Genomic DNA, 25,300 nt, shown 5'->3' with positions numbered 1-25,300 from the left:
CAGACCGTATCAGCGGACGATCACGTCCGTCCCTCGGGCAACGGCGCGCTGCCGCCAGCCCCAATCCGGCGTCCGCCGCTGTTAAGCGGCTATTTCGAGAGATGCGAAGCTGACGCAGTCACGACCGCGGGACTTCGACTCGTAGAGGGCCTTATCCGCCGCGGCAACCAGATGATCCAGCTTCGCTGATTGAACGGAGCATCGGGCGATCCCAATGCTCAAGGTCGCGGATATGCCGGATGTCAGCGGGTGACGCCTCGCGTGGGCGGCAAATGTCTCGCGAAGGTGTTGAGTGCAAGACCGCAGTTGAGCGGGAGTGCTGCTTTTCAAGAGCACGGCGAATTCATCGCCGCCGCATCGACCGATCGTTGCTTCAGGTAGACAAGTGCGCATCGCTTCCACCAATCCCTTCAGCACGGCATCGCCGGCCGCATGACCGCGCGTGTCGTTGATCGCCTTGAAGTGATCGAGATCGATGAGAATGAGCGACAACACCGCTTCAGGGGTTCGGCGCATCGTCCGAACCGTCGCGGCAAAGGCGTTCGCCAAGCCCGCCCGGTTCAGCGCACCCGTCAGAGGATCGGACCAGGCAAGCATCTGCAGCGCATTCTGGTTACGCTCGGCTAGCATGAAAAGCAGCACAATGCCCCGCAGCGTCACAAAAATAACGCCGAACATGACCAGCCAATGGCTGACGTCGCTGCCGGCCGCGAGCAGTCGTGATCCGATATTCCCGGTGGCTGCGAGACCGGAACGGAGCATCAACAGCGCGCTGCTGATTGCGAACAGGACGGCAAGCAGCTTTGCCGACGTCAGTTGCTCGCGCCGCCAGAGATCTCGGCCTTCCCGGATAATCAGTCCGTCGCAGCACGCGAAAACCAGGCACAGCAACGCGATTCGCGCCGCGAACTGATTCGGTTCAGGGAAAGCGACGACCAATGCCGCCGATAATGCTGTGCCAACAAGCGCCATCCATTGCCAGCGAACGGGCTTGCCCGCGAAGCTGCGAATGCTCGCCAGAAGGGTGAGGTATCCAAAGAGCGTGAGGGCATTAGCCGAGTGGATCGAAAGCCAAGTAGGAATGTGCGTCTGCAGCCCAACGAGGAGCGTGCCGATGCCCAAGAGCAGATTGCTGGCCGCCCACCAGCCGAGCCAGGAACTGGACAACAGACGCGTTGCGAGGGCGCTGATTTGCAATAAGGCCAGGCCAAGCAGCGCGTACGCTGTCACGATGTAGGCGGTTCCGATGTCCAACATCCCGGAAGCTCCCGTTCTTCTCCGAGAGCCTCTCTAATGCAATTCGATTGCCATCCCATGCGGGGATAGATGAATGTTCGATGGTGTTTGTCACGAATTTGGTAACCATAACGCCAGGCAACGGCCTTCGGCAGCTTTCTGATTGGCAAGACCGAACGGGCACCTGCGGCGAAGCGGATTTGCTTCAACCGCGCAGATAGCGCCAGCCGATAACGATACCGCTCAACGAGACGATGGTCCCGAGGATCGACAGCAGCCACACCACAATGTCCCAAGCCGGGCGATAGATCAGCAGCAGTTGAAAATCGAAACTGTGCAGTGCGTTGAATAGCCAGCGATATGTGCGCCGGCTGCTGTCCACGCGGCCAATGATGTCGCCGGTGACCGGGCTGATGTGAAACCACGTTTTCGCGTCATCATCAAACACCGCACGCAACACGGGCAATTCGCGGTCGTGATGATGTGCATACCAGTAAGCGTCGTATTCTCTGAGGGTTAACCGCTCCGCGACGCGAGCTTGCGGCAGCAGTTTTGTTGCGGCAGTCCAGAGGCGATCCTGCGGGAGTGCTGCCAATTCGCCCGACGTCACATCCAGCGGTCTCTGTGTGCCATCACGCGATGCGGCGATAATCATCGGGCTGCCATCGAGCCAGACAAAGCGCGCTTCGACCGCGGCGGACTGCGGCGTTGGCAGCTTCGTCGCAATGGTCGGTGCATCATGGCCGGCATAGCGTTGCAGCACCTCGCGCGTCGTATTGCGGCCTGCGAAATATTCGCCGGGATTGAGCGAAAGCCAACCGGAGAACATCCAGGTCAGCACGAAGATGCCGGCGATCAGCCCGGCGACGTGGTGCCATGCCATCCAGCCACGATATGGCGTGATCCTGCCGCTCGCATAGCGCTGCTTCAGCCGCACGCGCAGGATGCCGATCCAGATGCCGGTGACGCCGACGATCAGGCAGATACCGGAGATCCAAAGCACCACCAGCCGCCACAGCGGTCCATCCTTGCGCAGCACGGTCGGATAGATCCAGTGCGGGATCGAGCCGAGCCAATTCCAGACGCGTTCGGTGTGGTTGGTGTCGAGCGCGATCTCGCCGGAGCGCGAGGAGACATAGAGCTTGGTACCGGCATTGTCGCCGAGCGTAATGAGGTAAAGCGGTCGCAGCGGATCGTAACGGGCAGTTACGCTCCATTGGTCGCGATCGATGATTTCTTCGAGTTGCGGTGATCTACTCGCGGGATGGTGTTGCGCGATCGCGAGCGCCTGCTGTTCGGAAACGCTGGTGATGACGCGGCCATCGGCTGCAGAGACCGCCTGCCGTTTGCCGTCCCAGGCGGTTATCCGATACACCGGCTCATCGGCCAGCATGGAAAGCCGGAGATCGCGCGGATAGCGCGTGGCACCTGCCGTCTTCATCGCGTCGTCCGGCGACAACGCCACCTTCTGCCATTGAATATCAGGGAGCGCTGCCAGCCTCTCCTTGTCGGAAAGGCCGGGAAAAGCGACATACATCATCACCACGCCGGAAATGAACCACATGGCGAAAAACAGGCAGGTGACGATGCCGACGCAGCGGTGGCCGATATACAGCCACCGCCGGAGTGTTCGTTTCAGGGCGCCTGCCACGCTCAGAACTTCACGTTGACCGCGAGCTGCGCAGTGCGCGGCATGCCGAGCAGCCACTGAGTGGTGCCGCCCGATGTCGTGTAGACCTCATCGAAAAGATTGTAGATGCGGAACGACACGGTGGTGTTGAGATCGGGCTTCCACTGCACACCGGCATTGACAATGTTGTAAGCCGGGCGTGTCACTGTGTTGGCATTGTCCGCATAGGTCCTGCCGACGATCTGTACGCCCGCGTTGGCCGACCAGTTCGGTGCAAAGGCCCAGGTCGCCCAGATATTGGAGACGTTCTGCGGCACATTGACAGGAACGTTGCCGGCATAGTTCACGCTTCTGCTGCCGACCGCCTGAACGAAGTCGTCGTATTTCGCGCGCAGGAAAGCAGTGTTGGCATCGATTCGCCAACCATAGTCGAGCACGAGGCCGACCGATGCTTCGACACCGCGCGACGATTGCTGGCCGACCTGGACGGTCAGTGACGGAGTATTGGGATCGCGTGCAAGCAGGTTGTTCTTCACGATCTCATAGCCGGCCAGCGTCCATTCGCCGCGACCGCCCCAGAACGATTGCTTGACGCCGATCTCGACCTGCTTGCCGGTTGCCAGGTCGAAATTCTTGTTTGCGGCGGACAGCGAGATGAGCCCTCCGACCGGATCGACCGCGGTGGAATACTGGCCATAGAAAGCGAGATCCTTGACGGGCGTATAGACCGCACCCGCGCGCCAGGTTGTCGAGGAGAACGACTTTTCGAAGCTGTTGCCAGGTGTGACATAGTCGGTGCGCGTGATTGTCGGCTCATCCTGACGGATGCCGGCGATCAAGGATAGTTGCTCGGTGACCGACAGCCTGTTTTCGGCGAATAGCGCGTACTGATTGGTTACGCTGCCAAAGCCGGGAACCGTGGGGTTTGGACTGTTGAATATGCCTGGAGCGAAGTTGAACGGATTGACGGACGACGAGCCGCCATAGGGCGAATTGTTGGTATGGGTAAAATTGATGCTGTTGACGTCGAAGCCAGCGAGGAACTCGTTGGGCATGCCAAAAACGTGCCCGCGGAATTTCGCGTCCATACGGTTGCCGAACTGCTGCTGATCGTGAAAGATCTCGATATAACTGCTGCGGTTGATCAGGCCTGTCGCGGGATTATAGGCGTAGCTTTCGACGTCCTTCCAGTGCCGCTTGGAGTTTAAGTAGTAAAGCGTGTTCTGGATCGAGATGCCGTCCGCGACCTGCCATTCGGTCTTCACCTGGTTCCAACTGTCCTGGTAGCGGATGTGGCTGTCGCTGACGTTGTAGTTCGTGAAGCGTAGCGATTGATCGAGCTTGCCGTTGATCAACGGCGTGCCGAAGTAGCGCGATGGGTTGCGGTCCCCGTAATCTGAAGACAGCGTCCAGGTGACGTCCTCGTTCTGCTTGATCTGGACCACGGCATGAAGTGCGACATTTGAAGTGTTGTCGCGATCGACCCATCCGTCCGACATATTGCCGGTGGCGGTGATCCGGTAAGCGACGTCCTTGCTGACCGGACCGCCGCTGTCCACCGCAATTCGGCGCGTCATGTTGCTGTCCAGCGAGACCTCGGCCTGGTTGCGCGGGACCCACAACGGCAGTTTCGAAACCACGTTGATAGCGCCGCCGACCGCGCCGGCGCCATACATCACCGACGCGGGGCCGCGCAGCACCTCGATACGCTCGGTCGACCAGGTGTCGAACGGAAAGGTCACCGTGCCGGCGCCGATATAGAGCTGGGTGCCGTCATACAACGTCATCACGGACCCGAGGCCGGTGAAGCCGCGGGTATTGAACGAGACGCCGCCATTTCCTGGTGCCGGGCTCGCGGTGAAGCCGGTGGCGTTCTGTGTCACCGCGTCGAGGATATTCTGCTGGCCGCGCTCGGCGATGGTTTCAGCCGAGATCACCTCCACGCTGGCCGGCGTCTGCAGTCGCGTTAGGCCGATCCGGCTGCCGGCCGTGCTGGCGCCGGTGAGGTTGAGCGTCGGTGCGGCGAAGGCAGGACCTGTCGGCGTGGCAACCGGTGAACCGGTGTTGGCAGCCTCGTTGCGCTGCTGGCGTGAACGCGCGGCGCGCGCGGCAGTGCCGCGTCGGGTGCTGCGGGCATTCGGCGGCGTTGCCGACGGCTGCACCACCACGGGGGAGAGCGTATGGCTCGGCCTTTCAGATTGTGTCCAGCCATCGGTCGACAAAACAAGGCAGGAGAAGGCAACAGAACTGAGAAACGCGCGGCGATGCCGCGGCGCGAAGATTGTACGGGAGGTCATCAATATACTCGCGATAACGTGGCACGTCACCGCGAACGCAGTTTGGCCGCTGCCTCAAGAAGAAGACGGCTCAACACCCACCAGGACACCCCGCCCAATGTGCTCGCGTGTGACCACGACTGACGGCAGGTCTCCTGGCTCGCGGGTCGTTGCCTGTCGCCGCCTTCCCAGGCCTGCAGGCCCAGTGGCGTTTGGCGAAGGCTCGCCGCTTACAGTTGCGGGGGCAGCCACGGCGTTGAAGGAGATCCCCCGCACCGTATTCCCTTTTGATCTCCCGAAGGAGAACCGTCGTATTCACCCTAGGTTTATTTGAAATGGGCTGTCAACTAGCCGAGCTCGTCGAGGACGGTGATGTCCATCCGATTCAAATGCTCGGCGATACGACCCTGCCGCGCAGGCGATCGTTCGCCGCCGCGGTCCGGTGCAATTCCAATTGTGGGTGAGGACTCTTCGGCTGTAATCGCGACGGACGCGCCCGCTGCTGCGGGGCGACGGACGCGTACAGGATTTCGGAATAATGGAAAAATGCCCCTGATTTGCCCGACGCGTCAAGTTGCTTTGTCGGATGCCGATGGTGGCCTGCTACTTTGCATGGGGTTGTTTTCGATATTTTGAGAGCGCGCACCTTCCAAGGGGGTCTCGCACGGCGCCGTCAAGCCGACGGTCTGGTGAAGACGTAGACCAGACCCACAAGCATGAATGTGCCGACGCTTGCCATCAGGATCGGGCCGGGCGCGCTTCCGATCCAGAACAGCAGGAACCCGGCGATGATGCCGGCGAGGGCCAGCAGTTTCGCTCTGAATGGAATTGCGCCACGCTCTCGCCAGTCTCGCAGCGCCGGCCCGAAGTGAGGGTGGGAGAGAAGCCAGTTTTCGAGCCGCGGAGACGATCGTGCGAAGCAGGCCGTGGCGAGAATGAGGAACGGTGTCGTCGGGAGCACCGGCAAGAATGCCCCAACAAAGCCGAGGGCGACGAAGAAAAAGCCGAGAACAAGGTAAAGGCGACGCATCAGCCGCAACCATCATGCAAGCGAGGGCTGGTAGTTTCAGCGACAGATATCCAGGGAATTGGCAGGTGAGCGTCTCCCCTAATCCTTGTCCGCTCCGTGCCTCAACTTGAAATGCCCGAACGCGGTCGCGATCGGCTTTGATGCATCGTCCTGCCAGGCCTGCGCCTGGAAGGCGACGATGCGCTGGCCTTGCCGGACGATCGAGACATTTGCGAAGCTGTCGAGGGCACGTCCCGAACGCAAATAGTTGATGGTCAGACCGATTGGTTTTGGCGGCGATGCAATGCCGAGTTCGTGCGCCACACCGACAATCGCAGTGGTCTCCAGGAAGGCGCCGGTGATGCCGCCGTGGATGGCGGGCAGCACCGGATTGCCGATGATCTTCGGCGAGAAGGGCATGTGCAGCACGCCGTCTTCGGCGATGCGGATCCCGAGGCAGCGTGCGAACGGGCTTTTGGCGAATGGACCTGAGTTGTCTTCGGGCGCGTCGAGGACCGGCACTTCATACGCTTCCCTGTCCTGCAGCATGTTCGTGCGGTTGGCGCCGATCATGAAGCAGGCCGCGGCGGTCGCGACAGGATCCTGCTCGGTCTCCTGATAGGCGGTCGAGCGCACGAAGGCGATCGAACGCGTGACGTGGTAGCAGATCGAATGCGCTTTGATGTCGAGGCCCGGCTTGGCCGGCTTCTGGTAATCTATGCGCAGATCAAGCGTCGCGATCGCGCGGTTGCCGTCGAGCGCCAGCTGCACCGCCATGCCGCAGCTTTCGTCCAGCATGGCGGTGACCACGCCGCCATGGACGACGCCGGACTCCATGTCGCCGACGAAAATGGATTGGTAGGGCAGGCTGGACCAGGCCTCGCCGCGCTCGGCGCGATCGATGCGAAGTCCGCTGGCGCGGCCATAGAGCGACCGGCGCTCCGCGATCGCCTTCGCCAGTTTGTCGAACGGCAGCGGCTGGCCCTGATCTGTCGAGATTTCAGACATGCCGGCAGTTTAGCATGCCGCCGGGATGAATTGTGCAGCAATACGCATGCGGTGCCGGCATCGCCGGGGGTGGTTGTCGGTCCGAAGATCTGCGCTAAGACCGCAAAGCTTCTTGAATGCGATCGTCACCCTTGGATCTATCGCGACCCGCTACCGTCGCTTGGCTTGAGGGCGGTCTCGATGATCTCTCGATGAACTCAACGTCTTCTCGCAATCTCTTCAGCTCGAAATACGCTTTGACGACGTTGAAATCAGCCGAAGTAGCCGTAGCGGGACGTTTGCGCATTTCAATCTCTCCGCTCTCTAAGAATTTATAAATCGTCGTGCGTGCGCTCAAAAAATGGAGCGTGCGGACTCGTAGAGGTTAATCCCCGTGGCCCTCGACGAGTCCGCACCGACCGCGCCGCTTTAACTACCCCGCAGGCACACTTACCGATGTTTGCCGAAGAGTCTGTAGCGCGGCCAACACAGCAACACTGAACTCGCCGATGTGGTAACCGAGTTACAGTTATTCCCGCTGTGGGCCGCTTCCCGAATCTTCCCGTTAGGCGATGTCGCAAATATCGGCGATCGATCTGAAGGGGATAGCTTCGCGGTGAATGCCAGAGGTGTGGAGCAATACGCATGCTGCGTCAGCGTCAGCGGAGGTGGTAGTCGGTCCGAAAATCTGCCTCTATTGAAGTCGAGACGGCCCAGACATGGCCGAGGTGGCCTACGGGCTGCTGCCGGCTTTGCCGGACCGAAGTTTTTGCGTTGGGAGTGGCGATATGGGTGGCTTGGTGATCAGTGGCGGCCGGGTGGTGGATCCGGCAAGCGGGATGGACGCCATTGGCGATGTGGCGGTGCTGGATGGCCGGATTTCCGCTGTCGGCACCGGGCTCGGCAGCGCCGAACGGGTGATCGACGCGACCGGGTTGGTGGTGGCGCCCGGCTTCATCGACCTGCACGCGCACGGCCAGTCGCTCCCGGCCGACCGCATGCAGGCGTTCGACGGGGTGACGACGACGCTCGACCTCGAGGCGGGCGTATTGCCGGTCGCATCCTGGTATCGGCGCCAGGCCGCCAAGGGACGCGTGCTGAATTACGGCGCCGCCGCCAACTGGGCCTTTGCGCGGATCGGCGCGATGACCGGCTCCAACGCGGAAAGCTCGCTGGAGGCGTTCGGCAATGCCATGCGCGATCGCCGCTGGATCGACAACGTGGCCAGCGACACGGAGGTGGCCGGCATCCTTGACCGCCTTGCAGGCGGACTGAATGAGGGCGGCATTGGCATCGGCATTCTCAACGCCTATGCCCCGGGCGCTGGCGTCCAGGAGCTGACCGCGGTGTGCCAACTGGCGGCGGCGCATGATGTCGCGACCTTCACCCACGTCGCCTACATGTCCCGCATCGACCCGGAAAGCGCCGCCGAGGCCTATATCCGCCTGATCGGCTATGCCGGCGCCACCGGCGCCCACATGCACATCTGCCACTTCAACTCTTCCAGCAAGACGGATGTGGAGCGTTGCGCCGTGCTGGTGGCCAAGGCGCAGGCGCAGGGCCTGCCGATCACGGTGGAGGCCTATCCGTACGGCACCGGTTCGACCGTGCTGGCGGCGGCCTTCTTCAGCGATCCGGAGTTCGAGGCGCGCAATGGGCTGGGCTACGATTCGGTGCAGCGCGTGACCGACGGGCGGCGCTTCCGCGACCGCAAGGAATTGCTGGCGGCGCAGGCGGAGGAGCCCTCCACGCTGGTGCTGTGGCATATCCTGGATACGGAGAACAATCCGCACCATCGTGACCTCCTGGACATCTCGGTGCTGTATCCCGGCGGCGCGATCGCCTCCGACGCGATGCCCTGGACGCTGTCGGACGGCAGCGCTTACACCGGCGACGCCTGGCCGCTGCCGGATGACGCCACCTCGCATCCGCGTTCGGCGGGTTGCTTCACCCGTTTCATCCGCGAGTGGGTGCGGGAGCGCCAGGCGGTGTCGCTGCTGGAAGGCGTCCGCAAATGCGCCCTGATCCCGGCGGAGATCCTTTCCCGCAGCACGCCCGCCATGCGTACCAAGGGAAGGCTGGAGCCGGGCGCGGACGCCGACATTGTCGTGTTCGATTTCGATGATCTGACCGACCGGGCGACTTTCTCGGCGATGAACCGCCCGGCAGAGGGCGTGCGGCATCTGGTGGTCAGCGGCCAGCCGCTGATATCAGATGGCGTGCTGGATGTGGCGGCGCGGCCCGGCCAGCCGGTGCGCCGGCCTGTTATTGAGGGCTGATCGTGCCGGTCCCGATCCTGCTGGTGACCGGCTTCCTCGGGGCGGGCAAGACCACGGTCGTGAACCACCTGCTGGCGCATGCGGAGGGGCGGCGGATCGCCGCCGTGGTCAACGATTTCGGCGCCATCAACATCGATGCGGAGCTTATCGCGGGCGCCAGCGATGGGGTGGTCAGCCTGAGCAATGGCTGCATCTGTTGCTCGCTGGAAGGCGATCTGCTGCGCACGCTCGCCGCCCTGCTGCGGCGTGATCCGCGGCCGGAGTTCATCGTGATCGAAACCAGCGGGGTCGCCGATCCCTCGGATATCGTGCGCAACCTGATGGATCCCCTGATCTGGCGGGAGGCGCCGCTGGAAACGGTGCTGTGCGTGGTGGACGCGACGACAACGCTGGAGGCGTTGAACGATGCGTTGCGGCGCTCACAGCTGCGGACGGCCGATGTGGTGGCGCTGAGCATGGTGGACCTGGTGGACGCGGCGGCGGGCGCACAGCTGCGCGAGGCCGTCCGGGCGCTGCGTCCGGCGGCGGTGGTGGTCGATGCTCTGCATGGCGAAGTCCCCGCAGCGCTGCTGTTCCCCGCGGACGTGGACCTCATGCCGGCGCCGCGCGAGGTAGGGCCGCGACGGCCGGCGGCTGATCGGTTCGAGGCGCTCAGCTGGACATCGGAACGGCCGGTATCGCTCCCCCGGTTGCAGCAGGCGATCGGTCGGCTGGCGCCGAAGCTCGCCCGGGCGAAGGGATTGTTCGAGACGGTGGAGCAGCCGGGGCGGTTGATGGTGTTTCAGCTCGCCGGCGGGCGCGCGACGCTGGCACCGGGTGGGGCGCCGGCGGCCGGGGCACTGGCGGCCCGGGTGCCGCGGGCACGGATGGTATTCATTGCCGAGATCGGGGTCCTCTCGACCGCCGAGATCAATGGGATCATGGAAGAGTGCATCGAAGCCGGGTGAGGTGAGGGGGCCGATCGCCTTTCCCTTGCGAAACTGTCGCGTCCGGCGATCGAACGCCGGACGCCACTGAAGCGCAACAACGATCGTCTACTTTTTATAGGCGGCGATCACGGCTTCACCATCGGGGCCGGCCTTCTTGAGCCAATCGGCCGTCAACTGCTCCCCGATCTTCTCAAGGCCGGACTTCAGCGCCGGAGGTGGCGGCAGCACCTTCATCTTGTTGGCCTGAAGCTGTTCGAGGTACCACTTCGCCTTTTCTTCCGCGAGCTTCCAGCCACGTTCTTCGGCGACCGCCGCCGCTTTGAGGATCGCGTCCTGGGTCGGCTTGTCGAGCGCGTCAAAGGCCGCCTTGTTCACGAAGGTGACGTTCTTCGGAATCCAGGCCTGCGTATCATAGAAATGCGTCATGGTTTCCCAGGACTTGCTGTCGTAGCCGGTCGAGCCTGAGGTCATGAACGCGTTCACAACGCCGGTGGCCAGCGCCTGCGGCAGTTCAGCCGCCTGGATGGTGACAGGCTGCGCGCCGACAAGCTCGGCGATGCGCGAGGTACCGACATTGTAGGCGCGCCACTTCAGGCCCTTCATGTCCTCAACGGTGGCAAGGTCTTTCTTGGCATAAATGCCCTGCGGACCCCACGGCACCGCGAAGAGGAGCATCAGACCTTGCGATGCGAGCTTCTTTTCGATCGCGGGTTTCGAGGCAAGCCATAGTTTCTTGGCTGCCGGATAGCTCGTCGACAAGAACGGGACAACATCGATGCCGAACATCGGATCCTCGTTCTCATGCAGCGAGATCAGAACCTCGCCCGCCTGCGCCTGTCCGGTTGCGACCGCGCGCTTGATCTCCGGTGCCTTGAAGAGCGATGCGGCGGCATGCACGGTGATTTGCAGCTTGCCGCCGGTGGCGTCGCCGACATCCTTGGCAAACGCGATCAGGTTCACCGAATGCGGATTGTCCGCCGGATAGGCCGCCGGAAGATTCCATTTGGTCTGCGCCATCGCAGGAACGACAAGCGCGGGAACGGCGAGCGCCGCCACGCAGGCGGCCATAGCGCACGTTTTAATAAGCCTGAACATGACAATACCTTTCTCTAGCCAGGGAACGCTATCCGCGGCAGCAGCATCACGATAGCAGGAAAGACCGTGATGATGGCAACCGCCAGAACTAGCAAAAAGAAGAATGGCAGGGCCGCCTTGGCGACCGTGTTGGAATCCTTGCCGCTCATGGTCTGCAGGACGAACAGATTGAAGCCGACGGGCGGAGAGACTTCCGCCATTTCCACCACCAGCACCAGGAAAATGCCGAACCAGATGAGATCGAAGCCGGCCTGCTTCACCATCGGAATCACGATGGCGGTGGTCAGCACGATCATGGAGATGCCGTCGAGGGCCGTGCCGAGCACGATGTACATGACGGTAAGCGCCGCGATCAGCGCGTAGGGGCTGAGCTGGAGGCCGTTCACCCAGTTCGCGAGCGCCAGCGGGATGCCGGTATAGGCCATCGACGTGCCCATGTAGGAAGCGCCCGCCAGGATCAGCAGGATCATGCAATTGACCCGCGTCGCGCCCATGACGCTCGCCCAGAAGGACTCCCAGGTCAGCGCCCCCTGCCACCATGCGATCGCGAGCGATCCCAACACGCCCCAGGCTGCGCATTCCGTCGCCGTCGCCCAGCCCATCAAGAGCGACAGGAAGACGAAAACGATCAGCAGCAGGCAAGGAATGAGATTGAGCGACTCTGAAATGCGCCTGCGAAGGCTCATCGGCGGATCGGCCGGCGGTGTGCGCGTCGGATTGGCGAGCGACCAGATCGCGATGTAGCCGGAATAGAGCGTCATCACCAACAGGCCCGGCAGAAATCCGGCGAGGAAAACCTGAATGATGGAGACGTTCGCCTGCACGGCGTAGACCACCATGGTGATCGACGGCGGGATGAGAATGCCGAGCGTGCCCGCACCGGCCAGCGAGCCGAGGCTCAAGTTCTCGTCATAACCGCGCTTCTTCAATTCCGGCAGGGCGATCTTGGCAACCGTGGCGCAGGTCGCGGCTGATGATCCCGACACCGAACCGAATACGCCGCAGGCAAGCACGTTGACGTGCATGAGCCGGCCCGGCAGCCAGTTCAGCCAGGGCGCAAATCCGCGAAACATTTCCTCCGATAGGCGCGTGCGGAAGAGGATTTCGCCCATCCAGATGAAGAGTGGCAAAGCCGCGAGCGACCACGACGCGCTGTTGCCCCACACCGTTGTCGCAAGCACACTACCCGCCGGAATGGCGCCGCCGGCGAACTGCATGCCGGCCCATCCCGTCGCCATCAAGGCGACGCCGATCCAGACGCCGGCACCGAGCAGCAGCGCAAGAAATCCGAGCAGGATAGCGGCGATGGAGAGAAGCTCCATGTCAGACCCCCGCTCTGCATGGCGCGTTCTACGATTTCCTCGGCGCTCGTCGGCTTCGGCAATTCGTAGCGCGGCGAGAAGCCGCGCAGGACATGAATTAGTTCATCCACAAAAGCGATGAAAAGAATCACGAGGCCGCCGCTGTAGCCGAGTTGCGGAATCCACAGCGGTACCGCGATGACGCCTTGCGAAATGTCGGAAAACTTCCACGACTGCCACGTCATGACCGAAGCGTGCCAGGCGAAAAAGCCGATGAAGCCGACGCCCACGAGAAGCGCTGCGATCTCGACATAATGGCGGACGTTATCGTTGAGGCGATCGATCAGAAGGCCGACGCGGATCATCTCGCCGTGTTTGAACGTGTGCGCGAGCCCGAGGAACGCCGTTGCCGCCATGCACCAGGAGATGAAATCATCGCCCGCCGGAATATTGATGCCGAGCGGCCGGCCGGCCGACAGCAGCATCATGAGGACAAAAATCGCAATGAGGAAAAGTCCGGCGAGATAGCCGGAGAAAAGGTAGATTCGATCGAGAAACACGCGGATCATACTGTGTCCTTCCCCTCGCACGCCTATTGCTTGCAAGCAATAGCGGTGCCACCTCCGATAACCGTCCGCTTCCGGAAAGAGTCTATCGATCCTTTCCGTGGGCGAAAGCGGGCACCGAAATCAGTCCCCAGAAGAAGGAGACAGGGTTTCGGAATTGCTCTGGGCCGTCAAGGCCAAGCTCGCGACGGATACGGTCAAGCGTAACCTCTATTGCTGCAGTGACGAGACGCTTGCGGCGATGTTGTCGGCCAGGGCTTTCACAGGAGGCACGTAGCGCTGGACGATGTCTGCGCGGTCGAGCGCCGACGTGAAGTAGGTCATGCCGACGGTGGCCAGCACGCGCTGGTTGACGATGATGGGAACTGCGATCGTGCCGGACGAGCGCGGCTCGACCATCGGGTCGCGTTCGGCGAAGCCTTGCTTGCGGATCGCGGCCAGCAAAGACAGCGCCCGCTTTCGCTCGGTGGCGAGTTTGTCTTCCGCCTCCTGCGATCGTGTCAGCATGTCGAGCAGCATTGACCGTTCGCTCGTCGGACAGAAGGCCAGATAGGCGCGCCCCAGCGCCCGCCCGAGCAGGCTGAGGTGCGTGTTGAGGGTGCCGTGAAATGGCGAGACCGGGCTGTCGGGAATGGTGCTGAAGCGGACCACGACCGAACTCCTGTCGAGGACGGCGATGGCGATAGGCCAGTGATATTGTCGCGTGAAGGCAAGCGCCCACGGGCGTGCGGCCTCGACCACCAGCGGATCGCCGTGAAAGCCGTTGCTCAGCGATTTGACCCGCGAGGCGACCGCGTAGCCGCCCTGCCGCCGGTCGTTGGCGGCATAGCCCATCGCGCATAGCGACTTCATCAACCGTACCACGGTCGATTTCGGCAGCCCCGTCGCCTTGTGCAGACGATCGATCGAGGTGACGCGATGGCGATTGAGCTCCTCCAGCAGCAGGAGGGTGCGCGAGGCGGCTTCGACGGTGTCGGATTTGAGTGGCATCAAGAATTCCACCTGGTGGAACGCGGCGGAATAGCTATGGCCGACCGGCGCCCTCCCTGCAATGGTTTTCACCAAGCGCCACGCCGGAGTCTGCCTTCTGAAGGCGGCCTGTGCAGATGGCCGGGAGGAACAGCCGTGTCCGGAGACGTCGTCAGGCCGCATTTTTCGTCATTTCGCCGCCGCTTCTCGGCGCGGCAGACCGTCGTCGGCTCCTTCATCAAGACACCCACCACGCACGCGACGGAGATATTCGGCGCGCTCGGCTATGATTTCGTCGTGATCGACGAGGAGCACGCGCCGATCGATCGCGCGATGACCGATGTCATGCTGCTGGCCGCGCGCGCCAGCAACCTCGCCGGCATCGTGCGGGTGTCATCGGACGATCCGGCCAAGATCCTGTCCTGCCTGGACTGCGGCGCAGCCGGCGTGCTGGTGCCCCATGTCGCAACCGTCGAGAAGGCGCGTGCGGTTGCGGCGGCCGCGCGATATCGCGGTGGACGGCGCGGCTATTCCGGTTCGGCCCGCGCCGGCGCCTATGGCGGCACGCCGATGTGGACCCTCGTTGATGAACAGGATGCATCGGTCTGCGCGATCGCAATGATCGAGGATCCCGAAGCGCTCGATCACATCGACGCCATCGCCGCCGTCGACGGAATCCACGGGTTCTTCATCGGCCGTGGCGATCTCACCGTCTCCCTTGGCGCCAAATCGTCGGCGGACGCGTCGGTGAAGGACGCCGTTGTCCGGATCATTGCCGCGGCGAAGAAAGCCGCCAAGCCGGTCTGCGTGATGGTCGCGAGCGCGGCGGAAGCCAAGGATTTCGCCGGCCTCGGCGCCAGTGCCTTCATCATCTCGTCGGACCAGGGCCAGATGCGCCGGGCCGCGGCGCAAACGCTCACCGATTTCAGAACCCTCGTGCAAACCACGGATGGCACACATGTATCACAGCACTGATCCCCGAGCAGCGCTCGCCGCCACTCCAGTCGGCGCAAAGCCCGCGGCCACCCATTTCGCAGGCGCCGAGTATGCGAAATTCTACGAAACGCCGCCGGCCGAAAATCAAAATGGCGCACGCACCTGGTACGCCCGCGGCCAGAACTTCATCATCGCCTATAGCGACGCCGACAAAGGCGCGGTGCTGAGTCGAGCCGACCAGCCCGACGAATATGTCGTGCTGCTTCCCGATCCAGGCGCGGGCGCCGAGATCGTGTGGGGCAACGAGCGCAAGGTCGTCAACGGTCACTCCATCAGTTTCGTGCCGGCGGGCGCAAGCTCTGTCACGCTGCTGGGCGCTGCCAAGGTGGTGCGCATGGTGACGACGCGATCGGAAGATCTCGCAATTCTGTGCTCCAACGCCGCGTCTTACGCGACGCCGCATCCCAATTTGCCGCCGTTCGAACCGTGGCCGGAGGCAGTGGGTGGCTCGAAGATCCGCACCTACAGTCTCGACGTCGCGGCAACGCCGGGCCGGTTCGGTCGGATCTTCCGTTGCTCGACCTTCATGGTGAATTTCCTCGAGCCGAAAAACGGCCCGCGCGATCCGGGCAAGATGTCGCCGCACCACCATGACGATTTCGAGCAATGCTCGCTGGCGCTGGCCGGCACCTTCATTCATCACCTGCGCTGGCCATGGACGACCGACATGGCCCAGTGGCGCAACGACGATCACGAGAGCTGCGGATCGCCTTCCATCGCCGTGATTCCGCCGCCCTCCATTCACACCTCGCAGGCCATCGATCCCAAGCTCAACGTTCTCGTCGACATCTTCTGCCCACCACGCATGGATTTTTCGGCCAAGCCGGGCTGGGTGCTCAACGAAGACGATTATCCGATGCCCGCGCAAAACCCCGCCGGCAAGTCCGCTGCCTGATACGCGTTCAACCGAAAGGGCCCCGACCATGGCCGACAAGCAAGCATCCTACCCGACCACCGTACCGCTGCCGCCGCTGTCGCGGGCGGCTGAGGTCGCCGAGCTGCTGGTCGGCGCGATCGATCTGCACTGCCATAGCGGTCCGGCGGCCATGCCGCGCATCCTCGATCATCACGAGGAGCTGCTCGATGCGGCGGAAGCGAAATTCCGTGCCGTGCTCTACAAGGATCACTTCTATGCCGGCATGGCGCATGCGATCCTCTTGGAGAAGCTGTTCCCCGAAACCAATGTGAAGCTGTTCTCGGGCATTGTTCTGAACAATGCGTCGGGTGGCATCAACCCGCACGCCGTCGACCACGCCATCAAGCTCGGCGCCAGGATCGTCTGGATGCCGACGCTGTCGGCGGCGAACCATATCGAAGCGATGGCGAAGGGAAATTCGACCTTTCCAAAGACCTCGCAAAAGATGCTCGATCCGATCCCGCTTTCGGCGCTCGACGCCAACGGCAAGCTCACGGACGACACCAGGAAGGTCATCGATCTCATTGCCGAGGCTGATATCATCCTGGCCGGCGGTCACCTGCCGGCCAGTGAACTGCATATCCTGTTCGAGGAGGCGGCGCGGCGCGGCGTCAAGAAGATGATGGTCAACCATCCGACCTACATCGTCGGCTGCAGCGACACGGATATCCGTCAGCTCGTCGCGCGCGGCGTCAAGATGGAACATTCGATCTGCATGTTCATCGAAGGCAAATCCCTGAAGTACAGCCCGGATGATCTCGCGCACCTGATCGAGGTGGCCGGCGTCGACAACACGATCCTGTCGTCCGACCTCGGGCTGCAGGGCTCGCAGCGTCCGGTCGATGGCTTCCGCAGCATCACGCAGATCCTGCTAGATCTGCAGATGCCGCGCCCTGCGATCAGGAAGCTCATCAGCGACAACGCCGCACAATTTCTGAATCTTCCGGTGAGCCAGTCGGCCACCCAGGACGCCGCCTAGCAAGACGCGCGCAAAGACCGCGAAAAGCGGCGTGCATTATTTGGGGAGGAGGCTGATCATGAATTGCGGTAGAAGCCATTTGAAAGGCTGGAAACAGTTGCAGCCGTTTGCCGCGGCATTGTTGTTTGCCGGGCTAAGCAACACGGCGTTCGCCGAAGGGGATCGCAAACCACCCAAGCCTCCGATCATCCTGGAATCAACGGGCGCGTATGAAGTGGGTGGCAAGGTCGTCACCAAGCCCGGCGACCCCAGCCAGACGCTCTCCTGCGACCATGGTTACGTCGAATACTTCATCCCGGCGAAAAGGCGCAGCGTCGGCCTGATCATGTGGCACAGTTCCAGCACGAAGGTTTGGGAAAACCGCTGGGACGGCGGCGAAGGCTACAAGAGCATTTTCCTGCGCAAGGGATATCCTGTTTACCTGTGGGACGGTCCGCGCGTTGGTCGCGCGAACTGGAGCTGCGAGCCGATCGCCTACACGCCTGATTATTTCGATCAACGCAACTTTGCCGCCTGGCGTTTCGGACTGACCTATCTCAACTGGCACCCGGGCCTTCAGTTTCCGACGGCCGACAAGGAAGCCTGGAACCAGGCGACCCGCGCCCGTTACGACGAGTTCGATACGCTCGAGAATGCATTGCTGCAGGCGGAGGCCGGCGGCCAGGCCATCGACAAGATCGGCCCCGTCATTGCCGTCACCAATTCCGCGGGCGGCTGGCGCGCGCTGTTGTCGGCGCTGAAGGCAAAGAGCGACAACATGAAGGGCATCGTTGCCTACGAAACCCCGGGCTTCGTCTTCCCGGAGGGCGAAGGGCCTGAGCCCAAGCCGGATGCGCCGTATGGTCCCAATTCCGTGCCGCTGGCCGAGTTCAAGAAGCTGACGAAGTTTCCGATACAGATGGTGTTCGGCGACTACACCGACTCGCGCCCGATCTGGAAAACCTCAGTCGAAGTGGCGAAGACCTTCTGCGGTATCGTCAATCGTCACGGCGGCGACTGCGAGGTCTTGCTGCTGTCAGATGCGGGGCTGCGCGGCAACACGCACATTGCCTTTGCCGATCTCAATAACGAAGCCGTTGCGGACGAATTATCCAAATGGTTAGGCCGCAAGGGCCTGGACAAGTTTGCTGCAGAGTAAGCGCTCGCTCCAACGCGAGTCCCGCACACATTCGGAGGAAACATGCGCTTGCTCTCTTTCGGCCTCCTGGGCCTCGCACTTGCCGTTGCGCCGTGTCACCACGCCGTCGCGCAGGACTGGCCGAATCGCCCCGTCACCATGGTGGTGCCGTTCCCGGCCGGCGCTGCCGTCGACACACTGGCGCGCGCCGTTGCGCACGCGCTGAGCGAAGATTTTGGTAAGCAGTTCATCGTCGAAAACCGTGCGGGCGCGGGCGGCAATCTCGGTGGGACGGCGGTCGCCAAGGCGGCTGCCGACGGCCATACGTGGCTGTTCGGGACGCCGGCGCCGATCGCGCTCAACAAGTTCATGTACAAGGGCTTGGCTTACGATTCCGAGCGGGATTTCACGCCGGTCATACTCGTCGCCAAGTCTCCGATGATGATTACGGCGACGTTAGACTTTCCCGCGAAGACACTCCCCGAGCTGATTGCCTATGCCAAACAGAACCCCGGCAAGGTCAATGTCGGCCATCCCGGTAACGGAACGCTCGGGCACATCACCTCGGCGCTGATCCAGCAGTTTGCCGGCGTGGAGATGACGCATGTGCCTTATCGCGGCTCGGCGCCACTGATCACGGACCTTCTGGGGGGACAAGTCAACGTCGCCATGGATTTCATGCCGACCTATCTGCCGCTGGTGGCCGACCGCAAGATCCGGGCGCTGGCGGTGACGACGAGCCAGCGCGTCGCGCAACTGCCCGATGTGCCGACGGTGCAGGAAGCGGGATTCAGGGAATTCGAGGCGACCGCGTGGTACGCGATCGTAGCTCCTACCGGTACGCCGCCTGACATCGTGAGCAAGGTGAACAACGCGGTGAACGCCTTCCTCAGGAGCGACAAGGGCAAGACCATCCTCGAGCAAAACTCGCTGCAAGGCGTCGGCGGCTCTCCTGAAGACCTGAAGGCGTTCATCGACGGCGAACGCGCCAAATGGCGTCCCGTGATCGAGGCCGCAAAGATCACGATGTGAGGCCGCGGTAAATGACTGCCATTGAAATTCCTGCGCTGTCGACCCCGAAGGTTGCGCTTGTCACGGGCGGCAACAGCGGCATCGGCAAGGCGACCGCGGCGCGCCTTGCCGCCATGGGTTCTGCTGTCGTGGTCGGCTACAACAGTCGCCGCGCGCAGGCCGAAGAGGTGGTTGGGGGCTTGCAAGGCCGCGGCCATCTCGCCATGCGCATCGCGATCGATGATCCGGTTTCGATCGCCGAGGCCGCAGCAGCGGTGGATAAGCAGCACGGACGGCTCGATGTTCTCGTCAATTGCGGGGGCGCCACCACTCCTGTGCCAGCCGCTGATCTTGAGGGATTGACGGACGATATCTTCGACCGGACCGTTTCGCTCAATCTGCGCGGGCCATTCGCCATGGTTCGCGCCTTCCGTCCCTTGCTGGAGCGCGGCAGCGGGGCAGCGATCGTGAACATTTCATCGATCGCAGCGCGTACGGGGATCGGCAGCAGCCTAGCGTATCTGGCTGCAAAAGCGGGCGTCGACGCGCTCACGATCGCGCTCGCGAAAGTGCTTGCGCCGAAAATCCGCGTGTTCTCCGTTTCGCCGGCCGGCGTGGATACGGAATTTGTCGCCGGTCGAACGCGTGAAGCGCTGGAGAAGATTGCCGAACGACTTCCGCTGGCCCACGTCACCACCGCCGACGATGTCGCAAGGGCGGCGGTGGCTTGCATCGTCAACCTGACCAGCTCGACGGGAATTGTGGTGCCGGTAGATGAAGGCAGGCACCTCTAGAAACACACCGCAAACGCTAGCGCGGCGTAACGCCGTGGACGGGAAACAATGGAAAAATTGAAGTTCTACATCGACGGCGCCTGGGTCGATCCAGCCACGCCGTCAACCCTTGGAATAGTCAACCCTGCGACGGAAGAGACATTCGCGCAGATCAGCCTGGGCTCGAGGTCCGATGTGGATAGGGCCGTCAAGGCGGCTCGCCGCGCTTTCGCGACATATTCCGTGACTGATGTCGAAGCGCGTCTGTCCTGGCTTCAGAAGATCATCGAGGGTTTCAGGGCGCGCCTGCCGGAACTGGCGCGGATGATGACCTTGGAGATGGGCGCGCCGATCACGTTTGCGACCCAGCGTCAGGCAACAGTTGCGCTGTTTCATTTCGAGGAAGCCGCGCGCGTGCTGGCGAACTACAAGTTCGAGGAGCGGATGGGGAACGGTATCATCCGCCGCGAACCGATCGGTGTCTGCGGACTGATCACGCCGTGGAACTGGCCGCTGAACCAGGTTGCCTCCAAGGTCGCGCCGGCGCTCGCCACCGGCTGCACCGTCGTCCTGAAACCCAGCGAGATCGTGCCGCTCAGCGCGATGTTGTTTGCGGAGATCGTCGACGACGCGGGTCTCCCGCCGGGCGTTTTCAATCTCGTCAACGGCTGTGGACCCACGGTGGGCGAGGCGATCGCCGCCCACCCCGAGATCGACATGGTGTCGTTCACCGGATCAACAACGGCCGGCGTAAGGGTGGCCAAGCTGGCGGCGGATACGGTCAAGCGTGTCGCGCAGGAATTGGGCGGCAAATCCGCAAACATCATCCTTGCCGATGCCGACCTGAAAACCGCCGTGGTCCAAGGCGTTCACGCCTGTTACACAAACGCCGGCCAGAACTGCCAGTCTCCCACGCGCATGCTCATCCCTCGCGCGCAGCGGGACGCGGCATTTGCGGCCGCGCGCGAAGCTGTCGATACCATTCGCCTCGGCGACCCGCTGGATCCGGCATCCACCATGGGGCCGCTGGTGAGCCAGGCGCAGTTTGAGAAAGTGCAGGATCTCATCCAGTCCGGCGTTGACGAAGGGGCGACGCTGGTGGCTGGCGGAACGGGGCGGCCGGCGGAAGTCAACCGTGGATACTATGTTCGTCCGACCGTGTTCGGGGACGTGACGCCGCAAATGAGGATCGCACGCGAGGAGATTTTTGGCCCGGTGCTGTCGATCATGAGCTACGACACCGAGGATGAGGCGATCGAGATCGCCAATGACACGCCGTTTGGATTGGCGGGCTTCGTGCAATCCAGCGACGTTAACCGCGCTCGCGCCGTCGCCAACCGCATCCGCGCAGGGCGCGTCTATCTCAACGGCGCGCCGTTCGACCGCAGCCTGCCCTTTGGTGGCTACAAGCAGTCCGGCAATGGGCGTGAGTTCGGGGTTTTTGGATTTGAAGAGTATCTCGAGGTGAAGGCTATACTGGGCTACTGAGACTGGGAGACGCTCAGGCGGCGGGGCGGAAATGTCCGGGCGGATGTTTCGTATCGCGCCGGATCAGCCGGCGAAGGGTCGAAGGCTCCGCATAGCCGACCTGCCGTGCGATCTCCTCGACCGACAGGCGCGTGGTCTCAAGCAGAAATCGCGCGGTCTCCAGCCTGATCCGTTGCACGAACTGAATCGGTGAAACACCGCAGGTCGCCGAGACACGCCGGGCAAAAGTCCGCGGCGCCAGCGCGACGGCCTCAGCGAGCTCCTCGATCGCAAAGTCGCGCGCGATGTTGTCGCGCACCCATTTTTCGGCCTTGGCAATCCTGGGGTCCTGGCTCGCCAGATAGGTAATCGCCATGAATGGCGCCTGGGAACGCCGCTCATCCAGCAGGAGATAGTTGGCGCAGGCCCTCGCCAGGCTTGGTCCGGCGAAGCGGCCGACGACAGCAAGCATCAGGTCCATCTGTGCCATGGCCGCGCCGCCGGTCGCGATTGGCCAATCGGCGACGACCATCTGCTCCGTCAGCAGTTCGACGGTGGGATAGCGCTGCCGGAACAGCGGCGCGAGCCACCATGTCGTGGTCGCCCGCCGGCCGTCGAGCAAGCCCGCCTCCGCCAGCAGGAAGGTGCTCGCGCAGGACGCGGCGAGCATGGCACCGGTCGCGTGCGCCCGCGTCAGCATGTCGACCGCGCGCCGGCACATCGGGCTCTTCAACTTCGTGTCCAGTTCGTCTGCTGACGCCGTTCCAAGACCGGGGACGATGACGAGTTCGATTCCGCGCAGATCGACGCTGCTGCGGCGGGATCCGCAACGCACCGTCGTAACCTTGAATGGCAGACCGCGCTTCGCAGCGCTGATCCGGTTGGCGGTTGCCATGACGTCGTAGGTGATGGCCGCGCTCGAGGCCATGCATCCCTCGATCTCGACAACCGCGACTTTGGTCATGTCAAAAAATACCCGATAAATGTCAATTTTGACACTAGCCCGCGGAACGCGAAATCGCAACGATATGCGTGAAAACGTAGCCCCGTGGCTTGTCCGCAGGCGCCTTCAACGCCTGCGTCGACGCCGTCTGAGTACCAACCGACCAACAAGGAATTGCGCCGATGCCGAAACGATCCATGAGGCAGGACGATCCGCTCGAGGATTTCACGCGCCGCGATATCACGCTCGATGGCGTCAGCAAGGTCGTCTACGTGGCCGGGACAGGTCCTGCCGTCATTGTGATGACGGAGATGCCGGGCATCAGCCCGTATGTCGCGCGGTTTTCCCGCTGGGTCCGCGACGCCGGCTTCACCGTCTACATGCCATCACTGTTCGGCCGCGATGGCGCGGTTCCGGGCGCGGAGGAGGGCGCCGCGATCTTTCAGCGCGCGTGCGTAAGCGCCGAGTTTCGTGCCCTGGCTTCAAACGAATCCAGTCCTGTGACGAAGTGGCTGCGTTCGCTGGCGCGTTTTGCGCATGGCGAGTGCGGCGGTCCCGGCGTTGGCGCCATCGGCATGTGTTTTACGGGAAATTTTGCGCTGGCCATGATGCTCGAGCCGGCGATGCTGGCGCCGGTGCTCTCGCAGCCGTCGCTGCCGCTGAACAATCCGGCAGGCATTGAAATCGCACCCGACGAAGTCAAGGCCGTCCGCGAACGGCTCGAGCGGGAGGATTTGACTGTCATGGCCTATCGCTTCGAGGGCGACAAGTTCTGCATGGCTCAACGCTTCGCGGCCTATTCGGAAGCGCTCGGCGACCGCTTCATCGGGCGGGTGCTTCCGGACAGCGCGGCGAATACCGATCTTGCGCCATTCTTCGAGCGCCACGTTACGACTCCGCACAGCGTCGTCACCGCACACCTGATCGACGAGGCCGGCCAGCCGACGATCGCGGCACGCGACGAGATTTTGGCGTTCTTCAGGCACAGGCTCGCGCCTGCGTGAAGCGATCGAATTTCAAAGTCAGGTATGCTTGTCGAGGCGGCGCTTGAGCAGGGTCAGATGTTGCAGCAGGTCAGACTGCGCGACGGGCGACAGTTCACCGATCAGGGCAATCACCCATTCCTCATGCCGGCGCGCCATCCGGCCGAATTCCTTGGCGCCTTCCTGCGACAGGCGCAAACGGAAGGTGCGGCGGTCCTCGGAATCGACTTCGCGATGGATGAAGCCATCGGCTTCCAGTTTCTGCACCAGTGCGGTGATCGCGCCGTTTGAAACCATCAGAAGCTCGGAAACCTCGGACATGGTCGCGCCTTCAGGCTTGCGCGTGAGCTGCGCCAGCAGGTCGAAGCGGGCCAGCGTGGTGTTGAACTCCTTGCGCAGCCTTGCGTTCAGCGCCTTCTCGATCCGGGTGGCGCAGGAGAGCAGCCGCAGCCAGATGCGCAATTCCAGATGTGCGCCGTCGGATTCGTGCGCCGGCTCGGCCGGCCGCAACGGTTGCTCGCGCGCGCCCTTCGCGGATCTAGCCTTGCGTTTTACTGTGGCATCCATGTCTGGCATCTCACGGGCTAGATGGAAATTGATCCGATGCTGGCTCCGCCGCAGACATACAGCGTCTGCCCGGTGATGAAGTCGGCATCCGGTGAACTGAAGAAGCTGACCGCGCGCGCCACGTCGGCGGATTTTCCGAGGCGGCCGAGCGGAATCGACTGCGCCAGCTTCTTTGCGCGCTCGGATTCCGGTGACATCACGCTCTCGAACATCTCGGTATCTCCGATCGGGCCGGGGGCGACGACATTGACGGTGATGCCGAAGGGGGCAAGCTCCAGCGCCCAGGTCCGCGCCATGCCGATGATGCCAGCCTTGGTCGCCGAATAGACCGTGCGCGTGGCAGCTCCCAGCGCGGCGCGGGAGGACAGCAGCACGATGCGGCCGAAGCGGGCCTGCTTCATGCCCGGCAGCGCCGCCTGCGCCAGCGCAATCGCGGCGCCGAAATGCAGCTGGGCCAGTGCGCCGACATCCTCGTCGGCGACCTCTTCCAGCAGCTTGGCACGGATCGCGCCGGCATTGTGCACGACGTGGGTGATCGCAACCTTCGCGGCGATTTCAGCCGCGGCCTGACGCGTCGCCGTCGCATCGAGCAGGTCGACTTCGCGCGAGGAGAGCTTTGGGTGGCTCCAGTCGGGCTTTCGCCGTGACAGCGAGATCACGTCATAGCCCTCGGCGAGAAGTCCGCGCGCGATCGCAGCGCCGATGCCGGTATTGCCGCCGCTGACGATCGCCGTGTGATGGACCACGCTCATTCTCCGTTACATAAAGAGCTGGATGTTGCCGAAGGCAGCATCGCAATTGATCAGGTCGACGCGCTTCAGCTTGATCTTGAGCTTGCCGTTCTCGACGCTCAGATGATGCGTGACCCAGGCCGCATAGAGCGCCTGCTCGTCAAGGCGGGTCTCGACATAATGTATCGGGGTCCAGGTGACATAGCTGTTGGCGGCGGCGTCGCGTGAATCCACCTGCGGCGTCTGCAGCACGTGATGACAGCGGCTCTTCGGCTTCTGGCTGAAAGTTCGCGCGCCCTTGAGACGCTCGACCCGGATCGAGAGCAGCAGCTTGTCCTCGTACATCAGCGAGCAGGTCAGCCGCGGATCGGTTTGATTCCATTCCAGCGGCATCCAGTAGAAGGCGTCGTCGGCGTACATGTCGAGCCATTCGTCGAAACGCTGCTGGTCGATCAGCCGCGCCTCGCGGACGACGAAGTCGATCAATTCCTGATCGGTGGGGACCGCATTCTTCAGGGGAGCTTCAGCGACCATGCTCAT

At 62.8% G+C, this 25,300-nt stretch carries 23 protein-coding genes and 1 riboswitch; of the genes, 10 read left to right on the top strand and 13 right to left on the bottom strand.

The features are described from left to right. Positions 1-81 precede the first annotated feature (81 nt). The 5 genes from KIP88_RS30520 to KIP88_RS30500 form a co-directional block, all read right to left on the bottom strand. Positions 82-1,257, bottom strand: coding sequence for a GGDEF domain-containing protein (locus KIP88_RS30520; RefSeq protein WP_214491838.1), 1,176 nt, complete (start codon positions 1,255-1,257; stop codon positions 82-84). A 184-nt stretch (positions 1,258-1,441) separates the two neighbouring features. Then, positions 1,442-2,887, bottom strand: a complete 1,446-nt coding sequence (locus KIP88_RS30515; RefSeq protein WP_214491837.1) for a PepSY domain-containing protein — start codon at positions 2,885-2,887, stop codon at positions 1,442-1,444. A gap of 2 nt (positions 2,888-2,889) precedes the next feature. Further along, the gene (locus KIP88_RS30510) at positions 2,890-5,163 is read right to left on the bottom strand and encodes a TonB-dependent siderophore receptor (RefSeq protein WP_214491836.1); all 2,274 of its coding nucleotides are present in this window, start codon (positions 5,161-5,163) and stop codon (positions 2,890-2,892) included. 106 nt (positions 5,164-5,269) lie between these two features. After that, positions 5,270-5,468: riboswitch (cobalamin riboswitch) on the bottom strand. Between the two features lie 347 nt (positions 5,469-5,815). Further along, entirely contained in the window at positions 5,816-6,172 is a 357-nt protein-coding gene (locus tag KIP88_RS30505; RefSeq protein ID WP_214491835.1) for a YbaN family protein, read from the bottom strand. A 78-nt stretch (positions 6,173-6,250) separates the two neighbouring features. Next, positions 6,251-7,159 carry a PaaI family thioesterase gene (locus KIP88_RS30500; RefSeq protein WP_214491834.1) on the bottom strand — a complete coding sequence of 303 codons (909 nt, stop codon included), beginning with the start codon at positions 7,157-7,159 and terminating at the stop codon, positions 6,251-6,253. A gap of 767 nt (positions 7,160-7,926) precedes the next feature. Here KIP88_RS30500 and KIP88_RS30495 point away from each other — a divergent pair. Both KIP88_RS30495 and KIP88_RS30490 read left to right on the top strand, forming a co-directional pair. Beyond that, positions 7,927-9,417, top strand: a complete 1,491-nt coding sequence (locus KIP88_RS30495) for an amidohydrolase family protein (protein ID WP_214491853.1) — start codon at positions 7,927-7,929, stop codon at positions 9,415-9,417. 2 nt (positions 9,418-9,419) lie between these two features. Continuing rightward, positions 9,420-10,364: a GTP-binding protein gene (locus KIP88_RS30490; RefSeq protein ID WP_214491833.1), complete on the top strand. Its 945-nt coding sequence runs from the start codon at positions 9,420-9,422 to the stop codon at positions 10,362-10,364. Positions 10,365-10,451: 87 nt separating this feature from the next. Here KIP88_RS30490 and KIP88_RS30485 read toward each other — a convergent pair whose 3' ends face one another. From KIP88_RS30485 to KIP88_RS30470, 4 genes are all read right to left on the bottom strand, one after another. After that, positions 10,452-11,414, bottom strand: a complete 963-nt coding sequence (locus KIP88_RS30485; protein ID WP_249791129.1) for a TRAP transporter substrate-binding protein — start codon at positions 11,412-11,414, stop codon at positions 10,452-10,454. A 41-nt stretch (positions 11,415-11,455) separates the two neighbouring features. Further along, positions 11,456-12,763 (bottom strand): TRAP transporter large permease, encoded by a 1,308-nt coding sequence (locus KIP88_RS30480; protein WP_214491832.1) that lies wholly within the window; start codon positions 12,761-12,763, stop codon positions 11,456-11,458. Then, a complete protein-coding gene (locus KIP88_RS30475) occupies positions 12,679-13,311 on the bottom strand; it encodes a TRAP transporter small permease (RefSeq protein WP_214491831.1) in 633 nt (210 codons plus the stop codon). Before KIP88_RS30475 ends, KIP88_RS30480 begins: the two co-directional genes overlap by 85 nt. Before the next feature lie 207 nt (positions 13,312-13,518). Next, positions 13,519-14,298, bottom strand: coding sequence for a DNA-binding transcriptional regulator (locus KIP88_RS30470; RefSeq protein WP_214491830.1), 780 nt, complete (start codon positions 14,296-14,298; stop codon positions 13,519-13,521). A 135-nt stretch (positions 14,299-14,433) separates the two neighbouring features. On the opposite strand from KIP88_RS30470, the gene KIP88_RS30465 reads away from it, so the two are divergent. From KIP88_RS30465 to KIP88_RS30435, 7 genes are read left to right on the top strand one after another with little or no spacing between them, the layout of a single operon-like run. After that, positions 14,434-15,252 (top strand): aldolase/citrate lyase family protein, encoded by an 819-nt coding sequence (locus KIP88_RS30465; protein WP_308163670.1) that lies wholly within the window; start codon positions 14,434-14,436, stop codon positions 15,250-15,252. After that, positions 15,236-16,168, top strand: a complete 933-nt coding sequence (locus KIP88_RS30460) for a hypothetical protein (RefSeq protein ID WP_214491828.1) — start codon at positions 15,236-15,238, stop codon at positions 16,166-16,168. The genes KIP88_RS30465 and KIP88_RS30460 overlap by 17 nt, the downstream gene beginning before the upstream one ends. 28 nt (positions 16,169-16,196) lie before the next feature. Continuing rightward, positions 16,197-17,168 (top strand): DUF6282 family protein, encoded by a 972-nt coding sequence (locus KIP88_RS30455; protein WP_214491827.1) that lies wholly within the window; start codon positions 16,197-16,199, stop codon positions 17,166-17,168. 58 nt (positions 17,169-17,226) lie between these two features. Then, positions 17,227-18,306, top strand: coding sequence for an alpha/beta fold hydrolase (locus KIP88_RS30450; RefSeq protein ID WP_214491826.1), 1,080 nt, complete (start codon positions 17,227-17,229; stop codon positions 18,304-18,306). 42 nt (positions 18,307-18,348) lie between these two features. Beyond that, positions 18,349-19,317: a tripartite tricarboxylate transporter substrate binding protein gene (locus KIP88_RS30445; RefSeq protein WP_214491825.1), complete on the top strand. Its 969-nt coding sequence runs from the start codon at positions 18,349-18,351 to the stop codon at positions 19,315-19,317. 11 nt (positions 19,318-19,328) lie between these two features. After that, positions 19,329-20,090 (top strand): SDR family NAD(P)-dependent oxidoreductase, encoded by a 762-nt coding sequence (locus KIP88_RS30440; RefSeq protein WP_214491824.1) that lies wholly within the window; start codon positions 19,329-19,331, stop codon positions 20,088-20,090. Between the two features lie 48 nt (positions 20,091-20,138). Then, entirely contained in the window at positions 20,139-21,557 is a 1,419-nt protein-coding gene (locus KIP88_RS30435) for an aldehyde dehydrogenase family protein (protein WP_214491823.1), read from the top strand. Between the two features lie 13 nt (positions 21,558-21,570). On the opposite strand, the gene KIP88_RS30430 is transcribed toward KIP88_RS30435, so the two are convergent. After that, on the bottom strand, positions 21,571-22,500 hold the full coding sequence (locus KIP88_RS30430) for a GlxA family transcriptional regulator (protein WP_214491822.1): 930 nt from the start codon (positions 22,498-22,500) through the stop codon (positions 21,571-21,573). 161 nt (positions 22,501-22,661) lie between these two features. Between KIP88_RS30430 and KIP88_RS30425 the strand changes: the two genes are divergently transcribed. Continuing rightward, complete coding sequence (locus KIP88_RS30425; RefSeq protein WP_214491821.1) at positions 22,662-23,483, top strand: dienelactone hydrolase family protein; 822 nt, start codon at positions 22,662-22,664, stop codon at positions 23,481-23,483. Positions 23,484-23,501: 18 nt separating this feature from the next. On the opposite strand, the gene KIP88_RS30420 is transcribed toward KIP88_RS30425, so the two are convergent. From KIP88_RS30420 to KIP88_RS30410, 3 genes are read right to left on the bottom strand one after another with little or no spacing between them, the layout of a single operon-like run. Next, a complete protein-coding gene (locus KIP88_RS30420) occupies positions 23,502-24,029 on the bottom strand; it encodes a MarR family winged helix-turn-helix transcriptional regulator (RefSeq protein WP_214491820.1) in 528 nt (175 codons plus the stop codon). A 17-nt stretch (positions 24,030-24,046) separates the two neighbouring features. Beyond that, on the bottom strand, positions 24,047-24,781 hold the full coding sequence (locus KIP88_RS30415) for an SDR family NAD(P)-dependent oxidoreductase (RefSeq protein ID WP_214491819.1): 735 nt from the start codon (positions 24,779-24,781) through the stop codon (positions 24,047-24,049). Between the two features lie 6 nt (positions 24,782-24,787). Then, positions 24,788-25,300: an aromatic-ring-hydroxylating dioxygenase subunit beta gene (locus KIP88_RS30410; protein WP_249791119.1), complete on the bottom strand. Its 513-nt coding sequence runs from the start codon at positions 25,298-25,300 to the stop codon at positions 24,788-24,790.

Origin of the sequence: Bradyrhizobium sp. SRL28, assembly GCF_018596315.1 — a bacterium.
Lineage (GTDB): Bacteria > Pseudomonadota > Alphaproteobacteria > Rhizobiales > Xanthobacteraceae > Bradyrhizobium.
The sequence above is the reverse complement of the archived record's forward strand: the minus strand, read 5'-3'. Positions and strand labels throughout refer to the sequence as shown.